Here is a 12,610-nt window from a genome sequence, read left to right as displayed (position 1 = left end):
CCGGGCCTACAACTAAATAAGTAACCTTTCGTTAATAGAATTGTGTCCCTCGGTTTACAATATTCCCGAGTATAAAGTGGCATTTTCGGCGTGCCGGCAAATTATTCAGGACATCTCTAAGGTGATGGACTGCTAACCAGGTGACACAGCGTAGTGTGCCGATTAAGTCCCACTACAAAATTTAATGTCGTCCGCCAGTGCGGACGACATTATTATGTTTGGACCCCGGGGAAGTTGCCTTCTGTGGACTATTTTTGCAACATTATATATGGAACATAAGATTATAATCACCATCGACGGGTGGTCGTCTTGCGGAAAAAGTACACTGGCCAAACAGCTGGCCCGGGAGTTAGGATACATCTATATTGACAGTGGCGCCATGTACCGGGCTATTACCCTTTATTTTCTGCGTAATCACGTTGACTGGACACATCCTGAGATCGTTCATGAGGCGATGCAACATGTAAAGCTTACGTTTATGTCGAACCACAAATCCGGTCAAAGTGAGATGCACCTGAACGGGGAGAACGTGGAATATGTGATCCGCGACCTGGTAGTAGCCGAAAAAGTGAGCGAGGTGGCGGCTATCCGGGAAGTTCGGGAATTTGCCGTACGCCAGCAGCAGGAGATGGGTAAAAACCGGGGGATAGTGATGGATGGCCGGGATATCGGTACCGTGGTATTTCCCCATGCCGAGTTGAAGATCTTTATGACGGCCGATAACGAGATCAGGGTTAAACGCCGTTTCCAGGAACTGTACGAAAAGAACCCCAACATTACCATGGAAGAGGTAAGGGCCAACCTGGAGATGCGCGATTATATTGATTCTCATCGCGAAGTAAGCCCATTGCGCAAGGCAGATGATGCCCTGGAGCTGGACAACTCGCACCTCACCATCAAAGAACAGCTGGAGATTGCCAAGAAATGGGTGCATGAGCGGCTGCCGGCCACTAAGGGTTAGTGTTTGAGTTATTATACATCAGTTATACAGCCCTCCCGATGCATCGATAGGGCTTTTTATATATTCGATATTTTATATTCATATTTTTGATAATCTTACCGGGGTACATTACATTTGTTATGCTCTGAAAGTGTCTCCTCTGAATTTACTACATAAGCAGTTACTTTTCTATCCTGCATCTTACCTGGTTAAATGAACCACTTCATTTGTATGCGTATAAATGATGCCGTTATAATCTGCACCCTGTAAACGCTGCTTTACCTCAATAAGCACATACCTGATTTTTATCGATCCACTATTCTTTTCAAAAGCTGCCGGTTTTTGATCTGTACGCTGTTGTAAGCTATTCGTATACACATTGACAACTTAAAAACATTTTGTTATGAAGAGAATGCTACAAACAGGCGCATTACTATTGTTATGTGCAACATGGACCACTATAGTTCGGGCTCAGTTAGAAGAAGATTTTACGCCCCATCCGGCAAACTGGATCCTTGCCAGCGGGTTTAGTTATCACACCATAAATGGCAACGATGTCGTTCTTTCATCCAACGGCAGCAGCGGCAACGGTACTATTGGAACGCCCATTGTAATGAAATCGGCCAATACCAGCACGGTAAACTTTTGTGCAAGCATCTTTGGTTATACGCCGCAGGATGCGCTTACATCATTGCCCTGCGCCGCCACGTACGATCTGTATTTCACCAACACCAACGTGAATAACAGCAACGATCTTGATGAAACCGATCCCACCAAAGTATATGGCACGGTTAAAGGATTAGTGGTACCGGCAAGCGGCGGAAAAGTTTGTAACTCGTTCACTTTTCCGGCATCGGTTACGGTTACGCAGTTCCGGGTGTTCCTGGTAATTAATCCAGGTTGTAATATGGGCAACGTACGTTTTGCCTTTGATGATTTTGTAATTACCGGATTAACCGAAGTGTGTACCGGTGCTGCCTGTCCGCCGGTAGCATTGCCTGATGTGTTCTTTACAGGTCCGGTGCTTTCTGCCAATGTTGTTTTATATGGACCGAATGCAGCTTATCCGGCCCCTCCGGCAGGTTACCAGGCATCGGCAAACGGTTTGGATAACGATCCCAACGATCCCTATTCCGCATTAACCTGGACCCTGCAAACACCCCCGGACCCGGCCACCGGCAGTGTTACCATGAACCCCGGCGGACAGGGAACTGCAACGGTTACCCGTGCAAATACTTCTGTCACGCTGGTAAACTTCATCTATCAGTTGTGCGATCCCAACGGCAATTGCGACACTGCTGCGGTAAGTGTGACCTTCCCGGCAGGAGGTGCTTTGCCCATTTCGCTGTTAAACTTTAAAGGCAATCGCAATGGCGGTAACGTTACGTTGAAATGGATTACTACCAACGAAAATAATAATGCCGGGTTTGAAATACAACGGATCGTAAATGGAGAATACAAAAAGGTGGGCTATGTAGCCAGCAAAAGCGGATCAGGCGATTTTCAGGTGACCTACCAGTTTGATGAAATAAACTTTGTGAATGCCGTAAGCTGGTACCGCCTGGTACAGATTAACCAGGATGGCAGCAGGCAGATCATGCCTTCACTGGCCATTCGGGGATTGGATGAGTTGAAGAAGATGCTCATCTATCCTAACCCGGGTATTGCGATCAATGTATTATTCGCCAGTACCTCGGTACGCGATGTAGCCATTATAGATGTGAGTGGTAAACTGTTGAAACGCTGGAATAATTACAGCGATGATAACATTACCATCAGCGGGTTGCAGCCAGGCATGTATATGCTGCGGGTAATTGACAGGAAAACCAAATTGCAAACCGTATCTAAGATCCAGATTACTAAATAGTTTTTACCATTAATAACAATCAACGCCTTCCTCCCGGGCCCGGCCGGGGGGAAGGCGTTTGTTTTTCTATATTTATAATTTACTTGTTCCGGGTCAATTAAGTATATCTACTATTGCAAATATGATAATCGCATATTACATTTACTGCATACGACGTACACATCCAATCTTTGGCAAAACCTCCAGAACGTAATTATTGATTGTTCCCCCGAAACACGTAATCCCCGGTATTCTCTGAACGGCTGTATTAACCTCTATTACCGTAAAAGGAAAGTTATGCCCCTGCATACCATTGGGCGCATATCCCCACCGGCTATTGTAGTTAACACGGCTCCACTACCACATTAATCGATGACACATCACTGGCAATTTATTTACTCCGCGTAAGCGGCGTGCAGGATACTCATGTTCTATACCCTATAAAAATGGTAAAAGCCAATATACCGCGGTGAACCAACCCCCTAATTATTCCCTAACCACAAAACATTTTTTATGAAGCGGTATTTACTATCAGTAGTTCTTATTGCAGCCACTATTGCTGCCCATGCACAATTAGAAGAAGATTTTAGTCCTAACCCCACTGGCTGGACGCTTTCCTCAGGCGCCGGTTTTGGCACCATTGGGAATGGTAACAGTGTGGTTACCACGCCCGGAGTAGGCGGTAATAACCCGGCAAGTATTGGTACACCGGCGGTAAACAAAACCTCCAACACCGTAAAAGTTTGTTTCGATATTTGGGCTTATACAGCCAACCTCAACAACCAGATCGCTTTTCCCTGTGCTACGTATGCCGATGTTTTATTTGTAAATTCAGCAGTTACGAATGCAAATGATGCCCAGGTGGCTGCCAATATTTATGCCCGCCAGGATAATTACCTGTTGCCTACCAATGGCGGCACTACCTGTTTTACCTTTACTTTTCCGGCAAACGTAACCGCCAGTGATTTTAAAGTATTTATTTCATTTCATGCAGGCTGTACGCAGAGCGGTACCAAATACGTGATCGATAATGTTTCCATCAGCGGGGTAACGCTTATTTGTGGAGGTACTAACTGTGCGCCCGTAGCCCTGGATGACCTGTTTAATCGTGGTAATAATAACGAGCTCTCCTTCAGTGGTGCTTTATATGGTTCTAATTTAAATTATCCCAGCGGTTATACCGTAGATGCCACCGGTACAGACAATGACCAGAACGATGCCTATGCCGATTTAAATTGGAAAGTATTGACACAACCCGTTGGAGGATCTGTAACTGTGAATACCGATGGCACCTTTACAGTTACCCGCAACTCCAACTCCATTACCCAGTTAACGTTCACTTACCAGTTAACAGATGACGGTCCGGATAACAATTTCTTAACCACTGCCGATAACATGACAGATAATGCAACCGTGACCATCAACTGGCCGGCAGCAGGATCACTACCCGTAACGCTGGTGAATTTCAACGCAGCCCGTAATGGTTCCACCGTATCGCTGACCTGGACTACCAACATTGAAAGCGATAATACCGGATTCAACGTGCAACGAAGCAATGGCAACGGCGCCTTTGAAACAGTGGGTTTTGTAGCCTCTAAGGCGCCAGACGGCATGAGCGCCACGCCCATCAATTATCAATACAGGGAAACAAATAACGCCACCGGCAATACCTATTATCGTTTGTCGCAGGTAGATAAAGATGGTAAGACGACCGTATCAGCCGTTAAAGGAGTACGCGGCATGCAGGACAATGCCCGGATGACGGTATATCCCAACCCGGCGCAGTCAGGCAATATGAATGTGTTGTTTGGCAGCAGCGCCATTCGCAACATTGTGATCACCGACCTGAGTGGAAAAACGTTGAAACAGTGGAACGATTATCATGATGATAATATGGTAATAACCGGTCTGCGCACAGGAGTGTATATATTAATTGCAACAAATAAAGCAACCAGCGAAAAGCTGATGCAAAAACTTGTGGTTTTATAGGTATATATCAGAAAGGCAAAGGGCTCCAGTGATGGGGCCCTTTTTTTTGTTTTAATACGTTTTACTTGCAGACGCCGCAGGAGCCGCCATTCCTGGCGCAATGGGCGCACCGGCTGCAGTTTTTACAGGCCGTGCCATACCTGGATCCGTTGCAGGGATTTGTTGATGGTGGTCAAGTACGAGGGTGTCTATTATTTTGTACTTTAGATCAGTAGCAGCCCAACAGAAAGCAATGTACGCTGAGGTTCCCGGCATATATTAACCTCAAATTTGCACCATGACACTTTTACGGCTTGAAAACAATACGAACCTGCTATTTTTCTTCTTAGGCATTGGTGTCCTGATTCTATTGTTATTAATCCTGCGCTGGGCAGTCCGCATCAACAATATTGCGAGAAATCAACGGGTGATTATCTATTTAATGAAGCATCAATTTATAAAAAACGGGGCCACGCCAGAGGAACTTAATGCCATTGAAAAGGGTATAGAACATATCATGAATGGTTAATGTAAACCAGGCATCCCTTTAAACGCAATACGCCCCGTTTCCGGAGCGTCTACGCGAATATGCTATATTTCATGTTTAACAGTTCTACCCCCAATCATACTCCTCATCATTCTTAAACGGTACCCCCAGCTCAATATCCGTCACCTCATCATACTCCGCATTTAACACCAGCCAGTACTTTTCACTGATATAAGTAGCAAAGCTGTTGTAATCTTCTTCCTGCCAGTCATCGATCTGCGAGCCAAAGACATCTTTGATTACAGCATCAGCAGGTGCCTGAATGATTGGCTTGCCCTGGTACGTGAGCTTTGGACTGGCACACCGGATATAACCCAGCTTACCTTCATGTTCCTGGTAAAATGTAAACTTGATCTTGCTTTTGTTATACTGGTAAATTAACTCATTCTCATCTTCTTCATCTTCGTAGATCTTGTCGGGTTTGCCGAGTTTGGCGGTAACGTCAGCGGCTTTCATGCCGAAGGTAAAATCGCCAATCCCTTTTTTCAGTTTGATGTCCATATGGATAGTTTTATTAGGTTGCTCTTAATGATTCGCTTTTATATAGGCCAGCAACTCGTGTACAAATGGGATCTGTCCCGGTATTAATTTAAGCAGGGTAGTGGCCTGGTCGAACCATTCCAGTTTGTCCATCTCGGGAAACTCCACCATTTTGCCCGACCGGGGCGGCCATTCCAGTGTGAAAGTATTGCTTTTTATATTGTCAGTGGCAAAATCCTGTTCAATGGCCCACACATGTACCAGCTTGCCGCTTTTCTGTTTTACGGAGGTGAGGGGTATAAACGCACCGGTGATGTCCACACCTGTTTCTTCTTTAAACTCCCGGATGGCTGCGGGCAGTGGCTCTTCACCTTCGTCCATTTCACCTTTTACAATGCTCCAGAAGCCAACGTCTTTATTGCGGTAATAAGGCCCTCCGGGGTGGCCAATGAAAAAGAAGGGCTTCCCTTTTACCAGCTTGTAAGGCAAAATACCGGCGCTTTGTTTTTTCATCCTGTTAAGTTAAGGCTAATAAAGAACCCCATCCTTATTCAGAATGGGGTCCTTGTCATGTCAGATATATCTTTTTGGAACTTTCGACTTTTCCTCCCTCCCGACTTGTCGGGAGAGCCGGAGAGGCTTAGCGCAAGAACAGCATCTCGCGGTATTTTGGCAGCAGCCAGTACTCATCACCTACCAGCAGTTCAAGCTTATCGGCGTGGTAACGGATCTGGTCAAAATACGCTTCCTTGATAGTATCGCAATAAGCGATAGCTTTCTCGCGGCCATCAGTGATAACGTTGGCTTTTTTACGGGCCTCGATCATCTTTTCAACCAGTTCAGCCATTTTGTTTACGTGCTCAGAAACCTTGGTCAGAATTTGTTTCTGGTTAGCATAGCTTTCTTCTTTCAAACCGATCTCTTTCAAACCTTTGATGTTTGCGATCAGTTCGTTCTGATATTTGATAGCCGCTGGTAAGATGTGGCTGGTTGCCAGCTCACCCATTACACGGGCTTCAATTTGTACTTTCTTGATGTATTTTTCCAGTTCGATCTCATGACGGGCTTCCAGCTCAACGTGAGTTAATACGTTGTTGCTTTCAAACAGGTGCTTGGCTTTTTCGGTAACCATTGCATCCAGCGCTTTTGGCGTGGTGCGTACGTTTGGTAAACCGCGTTTTTCAGCTTCCTGGTGCCATTCTTCGCTGTAACCGTCGCCTTCGAACAATACTTTTTCGCTGGCTACGATGTACTCGCGGATTACGTGCATGATAGCGATCTCTTTCTTCTCGCCTTTTTCAATTAAGGTATCCACGTCTTTTTTGAACTTCTTCAGGGTTTCAGCCATGATAGCGTTCAAAGTAGTCATTGGATTAGCACAGTTTGCAGTTGAACCTACAGCGCGGAACTCGAATTTGTTACCAGTGAACGCGAACGGTGAAGTACGGTTACGGTCAGTGTTATCGAGCAACAGCTCAGGAATGCTTCTGTGCAGGTCTAACTTCAGGATGGCTTCGTCCTGCTCATCGAATTTGCCACCAACTCTTTCTTTAACATCGTTCAGTACTTTGTACAGGTACTGGCCAATGAATACAGAGATGATCGCAGGAGGAGCTTCGTTTGCACCCAGGCGGTGATCGTTGCCGGCAGATGCGATAGATGCACGCATCAGGTCAGAATAATCATATACAGCTTTGATGGTGTTTACGAAGAACGTAAGGAACATCAGGTTGGTCTTTGGTGTTTTACCAGGAGCCAGCAGGTTGATGCCGGTATCGGTAGCCATAGACCAGTTGTTGTGTTTACCACTACCGTTAATGCCGGCAAATGGTTTCTCATGCAACAACGCACGTAATTTATGACGGCGGGCAACGCGGTCCATAATATCCATCAACAGGGTATTGTGGTCAACGGCTACGCTTACCTCTTCGAAGATAGGGGCGCACTCGAACTGTGCAGGCGCCACCTCATTGTGACGGGTCCTTAATGGAATACCCAGTTTGTATGATTCCTGCTCGAAATCGCGCATGAAAGCGTAGATCCTTTCAGGAATAGCACCAAAGTAATGGTCTTCCAGCTGTTGGCCTTTGGCAGGTGAGTGACCGAATACGGTACGTCCACCCAGCACCAGGTCAGGACGGGCATTGAAGAACGCTTCGTCAATTACGAAGTATTCCTGCTCCCAACCCAGGGTAGGAACTACTTTGGTTACGTTCTTGTCGAAATAGTGGCACACTTCAACGGCAGCTTTGTTCAAAGCTTCGAGCGACTTCAATAAAGGCGCTTTGTAGTCGAGGGTTTCACCGGTATAAGAAACGAAGATGGTAGGGATACACAAGGTTTTACCCTGGCCGATCTCCATAATAAATGCTGGAGAAGAAGGATCCCATGCAGTATAACCGCGGGCTTCGAAAGTTGCGCGGATACCACCACTTGGGAAAGAAGAAGCATCTGGTTCTTGTTGGATCAGCGCATCGCCATCGAAAATCTCGAGCGCAGTTCCATCACCTTTCAGTGTGAAGAAAGAATCGTGTTTTTCGGCAGTTGTACCTGTTAAAGGTTGAAACCAGTGGGTGTAGTGTGTTACACCTTTAGTTTCAGCCCATTGGCGAAGACCAGCCGCGATCTGGTTGGCCATGGCGCGGTCAATTTTCTTTCCACCTTTGATTGAGGCATTCAAACTTTTGTAAGCCTCATCACTTAAAAACTCACGTGCAGTCTTTAATGTAAATACATTCTCTCCGAAGATGCCGGTAATTTTGGTTGGATTTTCCACATCCACGCCGTCCTGACTTGTCAGGTCGTTGATTGCTTTAAAACGTAATGATTCCATCACTAAAATTTTTTGCTTTTGTGCAAATTAAAGACAAATCGTTTGTCTAAAAAATAAATTGAATTTATGTCAGGTTTTTTTCGATAAAATACAGAAAAAGGGAAGCCTAAAGACTTGTTTGGCCTAAAAAAAGGTCGAAAAATGCGATTTTTTTAAATATATACTTTTTTACTAATCTGGTTTTGGGCACGCCAGTCTGTACAAACCACCGCCACTGCCAACAATAAAAGCTCCGGAATTGCTTTATACCGTACGATTGCACCGGGGAAAGGGATCACATACCCTATAAATATATATAATGTGAAGCTAATTGCCAGACAAAATAAAATAAACGGCTTTTGAAGGGTTTGTCTAACATGTATATCTCTTTTTATAATGGCTAGCAGCACCAGCAGCCAGCATACAATAATCTCCACCGCCGTCATCAACTGTAAAGCCCCTTTTGCCTCCCATAGGGTGGGGCGCACAAAGGTATGGCTCAGGGCCTGGGGCAGTACCCTGGCAAAACTGGTAACGGAAGGCTTAAGGCTATCCAGCTGAAACCGCGTACCATGTAATTTCAGGAACGACTGCTGCCGGTCTGCGATTACGCCGGGCAGGTTTTGGGCCGGCGATACCCAGGCGCTGGCAAAGAACAGTAACCCGCCGATGGCATATACCCAAAGAAACGTGGCTACCGGTTTGCGGTTAAATTTTACACACACCAACCAGGCCAGCAGGGCTGGTATTAATAACAACAGGATCTGGCTCCGGTAAATAAGTATTCCCAGCATACCGGGTACCATATACAGTACCGACCATTTTTTGTGTTCATACAACCACCGGCGAAAATGCAGCAGCAACAGGGCCACGGAAAATAAAACCAGTCCATCGCTCCGGATGCCGCTTAACCAGAAAACCAGGGGCGGAAAGAAAAAGATTACCAACAACAGGGGTTTTCGTTTACCGGGAAATTCTTTTACAAAAAGGCAGAATAGCCAGTAATGCCCCCAGAACAGGATGAAGTTGAAGAACACCACATTGATATAATAATTACCGCCACTGAAGATATCGGCAATGCTGAGCGTTTTAACAATGGTGTCAAACTCAAGGGTATGTAAATATGCACTGAACCCATGAAAGAAAGAACCGCCGGCCCAGGTAAAGGATTCACCCGGTAACAGCTCGGTAAAATAAAACAGGGTATTATGTTTCAGTTTGTGCAGGTCCTGCAGCGAGTAGAAATGATAGTTCCAGGTATCATCGCCGTTATAGTAGCGCCCATAAATATAGCCATACAGGCATCCCAGCGCTACTTTAAAACCGAAAGCCAGTGAAAGTTCTGAAACAGATAATAGTGCCTTCTTACGGGTTAACCGGTGCAGGATGTATATAAATATGCAACTATAGAAAAGAAGGGCGATTATGTACATAAAGGGACCGGTTTCTGGTTTCAGGTTGCAGGGATAACCAGGTTTTTGGCCAAAGCCCTGTAACCTGTATCTTGCAACCCGGAACAATTTTCTTATTACGCAATTAGCTCCAAATTAATACATTTGAACCTAATTTTATTGAATGATCGGTACTCGTAAGTTGATTGCCTTTGTTTCAAACAGTGCGTGGTCTGTCTACAACTTCAGGTTAGATGTGATCCGCTACCTCATGGATCATGGGTTTGAAGTAATGGTACTGGCCCCCGACGATGAGTACTCCGGCTATCTGCAGCAAAGCGGCTGCCGCTTCATTCCGCTCAACTTCAATAATAAAACCGAAAACCCCGTTGCCGACCTGGCTTTCTACCGCCAGTTAAAAGACCTGTACCACCAGCATCGCCCCGACTTTATTTTTCATTACGTAGCCAAACCAAATATTTATGGTTCCCTGGCCGCCGCAGCCATTGGTATACCTTCGGTAGCGGTGATCACCGGGTTGGGCTATCCCTTTGCCAAACGCAACTGGCTGTACCGGGTAGTAAAGCTGCTGTACAAACGGGCCCTGCGTAAAACGCGGGAAGTGTGGTTCCTGAATAATGAGGATGCTAAAATTTTCATCAACGAGCACATTGTAAATATTGAAAAGGTAAAGGTTTTGCCGGGTGAAGGGGTTGATACAGACTATTTCTCCTTTCCCCAGCGCATGGCTAAAAAAGACAGCGAGCCTTTTACTTTCCTCATGAGTACCCGCCTGCTCAAAAGCAAGGGTATTAGTCTGTATGCCGATGCCGCCCGCATTTTAAAGAAAAAGAATTATGCAGTGCGGTTTGAACTGATCGGTTTTTTTGAACAACACCACCCCGATTCGATTTCCCGGGATGACCTGGACCGCTGGCAAAAGGAAGGACTGATCCATTATGGCGGGTTCGCCAAAGATGTGCGGCCGTTTTTACAGCGGGCCGATTGTTTTGTATTTCCCTCCTTTTATAATGAAGGCGTTCCGCGCTGCCTGATGGAAGCTGCCAGTATGGAGCTGCCGGTAATCACCAGCAATAACCGCGGTTGTAAGGAAGTGGTGGTGAATAATACCACCGGCTTTTTATGCCATGTGCACGATCCTTTTGACCTGGCCGATAAAATGGAACGGATAATCAACCTGCCCTTGGAAGAACGGAGCCGCCTGGCCCGCAATGGCCGCGCCCTGGTGATTAAGAAGTTCAACATTAAACATGTGATCGACGAGTACATTGCTACATTGAATTCGGATTGGTCTGAATAGAAATACAGCTGAAAGCTCAAAGCCGAAAGCCTAGAGCAAATACACTCCTGCGCGGCAACGAAAAACCCGGAACTTTGAACCCCGAACCTGGAACTGCCTTTTACTTTATTAAAACTCCAATTCAGGAAACTTAGATTGAAGGAACCTGAGTACGCCTGATTGAAGGATTTGTTTTTCGTAGGTCCAGCTGCTAAGGTCAGGCTGCGTATAGTGGTAGTTGTTTATATGCTCCCAGGTAAAATTCTCCAGGGTGGGCTGCAGGTAAAAGTAGTTACCGCCATAGGTTTGCTGAAAGCCACGTACCCAGGCATAGTCGCTGGTAATAATGGGGAGCCAACAGGCAGCATAATCCAGGAATTTGGCCGAAGCCTGTTGGTTAAAGGGGGCCACATCGGGCATATAATTGATCCCGAACCTGGCTTCCTGAATATGAGCATACGTATCGCTGTAAGGAATAGGGCCTTTAAAAGTTAGGTTACGGGCATTTTTGTAAATGGCATCCAGCGCCTGGTAGTCGCGGGTAATAACCAACAGGGTGCGGTCCTTTAAAACACCGTTTATAAAACAATCAAAAAGCGGTTCAATTTTTCTGCCTTTGTCAACCGTACCTACATACACAAAATCATATTTCTTTTGGGCATTGGGCAGCAGGTAACTGTTGCCTGATGGAATGCCGCAATTGCGATAGCCGTATGGAATGTTATCTGTTGGGTTTATTTGCCCGCGAACATATTCGCTGTTGAAGATGCGGTAATCGGGCGTGGCGTTGAACAGTTTTTTGATGCTGTTTTTCAGTTTGCCAAATGGCGGAACCGATGACGAGGCGTATTCATGAATGGTTACCCTGTTATTATTGCGCCTTACATGCCGGCCCATAAAATGCCATTCCACATCGCAGGGCTGCGAATCTATCTGGGATGGATGAAGAACGTGGGTTTGTATACCCCGTTCAGCAAAAAATTGCAGGTAGGCGTTTAGTCCGGGTAAGAATGCTTTATGTTCATGAACAAAACCAATGATCATGAGAGCAAGTTAGGAAAACAGCTTCAAGCCGCAAGCTATAAGCTGCAAGCAAAATACAGCTGCAAGCTCCAAGCCTCAAGCTGTAAGCAATACACTCCTGCGCGACGAAATACAGCTGCAAGCTCAACGCCGAAAGCTTAAAGCAAATACACCCCTGCGCGGCGAAATACAGCTGCAAGCTCCAAGCCTCAAGCTGTAAGCAATACACTCCTGCGCGGCAACGCCGCCTTAAAACTAAGAACTAAGAACTCTGAACTTGGAACTTGGAACTCTGAACTTGGA

11 protein-coding genes are annotated in these 12,610 nt (G+C 45.9%); 5 read left to right on the top strand and 6 right to left on the bottom strand.

Translation table 11 applies throughout. From position 1 onward, the window contains the following. The first annotated feature begins 268 nt into the window (after nt 1-268). Complete coding sequence (gene cmk, locus NIAKO_RS23205; protein ID WP_041347184.1) at nt 269-961, top strand: (d)CMP kinase; 693 nt, start codon at nt 269-271, stop codon at nt 959-961. Nucleotides 962-1,141: 180 nt separating this feature from the next. Here cmk and NIAKO_RS38680 read toward each other — a convergent pair whose 3' ends face one another. Beyond that, a complete protein-coding gene (locus tag NIAKO_RS38680) occupies nt 1,142-1,318 on the bottom strand; it encodes a hypothetical protein (RefSeq protein ID WP_155966934.1) in 177 nt (58 codons plus the stop codon). A 25-nt stretch (nt 1,319-1,343) separates the two neighbouring features. Between NIAKO_RS38680 and NIAKO_RS23200 the strand changes: the two genes are divergently transcribed. The 3 genes from NIAKO_RS23200 to NIAKO_RS23185 all read left to right on the top strand — a co-directional run bounded on the left by NIAKO_RS23200 (nt 1,344) and on the right by NIAKO_RS23185 (nt 5,283). Beyond that, entirely contained in the window at nt 1,344-2,807 is a 1,464-nt protein-coding gene (locus tag NIAKO_RS23200) for a T9SS type A sorting domain-containing protein (protein WP_014220891.1), read from the top strand. A gap of 492 nt (nt 2,808-3,299) precedes the next feature. Continuing rightward, nucleotides 3,300-4,775 (top strand): T9SS type A sorting domain-containing protein, encoded by a 1,476-nt coding sequence (locus tag NIAKO_RS37090; protein ID WP_014220890.1) that lies wholly within the window; start codon nt 3,300-3,302, stop codon nt 4,773-4,775. A gap of 277 nt (nt 4,776-5,052) precedes the next feature. Continuing rightward, on the top strand, nt 5,053-5,283 hold the full coding sequence (locus NIAKO_RS23185) for a hypothetical protein (protein ID WP_014220889.1): 231 nt from the start codon (nt 5,053-5,055) through the stop codon (nt 5,281-5,283). Between the two features lie 84 nt (nt 5,284-5,367). Here NIAKO_RS23185 and NIAKO_RS23180 read toward each other — a convergent pair whose 3' ends face one another. From NIAKO_RS23180 to NIAKO_RS23165, 4 genes are all read right to left on the bottom strand, one after another. Then, the gene (locus tag NIAKO_RS23180) at nt 5,368-5,802 is read right to left on the bottom strand and encodes a hypothetical protein (protein ID WP_014220888.1); all 435 of its coding nucleotides are present in this window, start codon (nt 5,800-5,802) and stop codon (nt 5,368-5,370) included. A gap of 24 nt (nt 5,803-5,826) precedes the next feature. Further along, nucleotides 5,827-6,294, bottom strand: a complete 468-nt coding sequence (locus NIAKO_RS23175) for an NUDIX hydrolase (protein ID WP_014220887.1) — start codon at nt 6,292-6,294, stop codon at nt 5,827-5,829. Nucleotides 6,295-6,421: 127 nt separating this feature from the next. Beyond that, nucleotides 6,422-8,614, bottom strand: coding sequence for a glutamine synthetase III family protein (locus NIAKO_RS23170; RefSeq protein WP_014220886.1), 2,193 nt, complete (start codon nt 8,612-8,614; stop codon nt 6,422-6,424). Nucleotides 8,615-8,766: 152 nt separating this feature from the next. After that, complete coding sequence (locus NIAKO_RS23165) at nt 8,767-10,026, bottom strand: hypothetical protein (RefSeq protein WP_133055371.1); 1,260 nt, start codon at nt 10,024-10,026, stop codon at nt 8,767-8,769. 142 nt (nt 10,027-10,168) lie between these two features. Here NIAKO_RS23165 and NIAKO_RS23160 point away from each other — a divergent pair, with 142 nt between their 5' ends. After that, the gene (locus tag NIAKO_RS23160; protein WP_014220884.1) at nt 10,169-11,305 is read left to right on the top strand and encodes a glycosyltransferase family 4 protein; all 1,137 of its coding nucleotides are present in this window, start codon (nt 10,169-10,171) and stop codon (nt 11,303-11,305) included. A gap of 108 nt (nt 11,306-11,413) precedes the next feature. Here the strand turns inward: NIAKO_RS23160 and NIAKO_RS23155 are convergent, their stop codons facing one another. Beyond that, on the bottom strand, nt 11,414-12,328 hold the full coding sequence (locus tag NIAKO_RS23155; protein ID WP_014220883.1) for a glycosyltransferase family protein: 915 nt from the start codon (nt 12,326-12,328) through the stop codon (nt 11,414-11,416). Nucleotides 12,329-12,610 lie beyond the last annotated feature (282 nt).

This window comes from Niastella koreensis GR20-10 (assembly GCF_000246855.1).
Lineage (GTDB): Bacteria > Bacteroidota > Bacteroidia > Chitinophagales > Chitinophagaceae > Niastella > Niastella koreensis.
This window is presented reverse-complemented; position numbering and strand designations above follow the sequence as displayed.

Excerpts from the sequence above, each read along its gene's own strand:
- NIAKO_RS23160 (WP_014220884.1), top strand. The coding sequence starts at position 10,169 with ATGATCGGTACTCGTAAGTTGATTGCCTTTGTTTCAAACAGTGCGTGG.
- NIAKO_RS23175 (WP_014220887.1), bottom strand. The coding sequence starts at position 6,294 with ATGAAAAAACAAAGCGCCGGTATTTTGCCTTACAAGCTGGTAAAAGGG.
- cmk (WP_041347184.1), top strand. The coding sequence starts at position 269 with ATGGAACATAAGATTATAATCACCATCGACGGGTGGTCGTCTTGCGGA.
- NIAKO_RS23180 (WP_014220888.1), bottom strand. The coding sequence starts at position 5,802 with ATGGACATCAAACTGAAAAAAGGGATTGGCGATTTTACCTTCGGCATG.
- NIAKO_RS23200 (WP_014220891.1), top strand. The coding sequence starts at position 1,344 with ATGAAGAGAATGCTACAAACAGGCGCATTACTATTGTTATGTGCAACA.
- NIAKO_RS23155 (WP_014220883.1), bottom strand. The coding sequence starts at position 12,328 with ATGATCATTGGTTTTGTTCATGAACATAAAGCATTCTTACCCGGACTA.
- NIAKO_RS23165 (WP_133055371.1), bottom strand. The coding sequence starts at position 10,026 with ATGTACATAATCGCCCTTCTTTTCTATAGTTGCATATTTATATACATC.
- NIAKO_RS23170 (WP_014220886.1), bottom strand. The coding sequence starts at position 8,614 with ATGGAATCATTACGTTTTAAAGCAATCAACGACCTGACAAGTCAGGAC.
- NIAKO_RS37090 (WP_014220890.1), top strand. The coding sequence starts at position 3,300 with ATGAAGCGGTATTTACTATCAGTAGTTCTTATTGCAGCCACTATTGCT.
- NIAKO_RS23185 (WP_014220889.1), top strand. The coding sequence starts at position 5,053 with ATGACACTTTTACGGCTTGAAAACAATACGAACCTGCTATTTTTCTTC.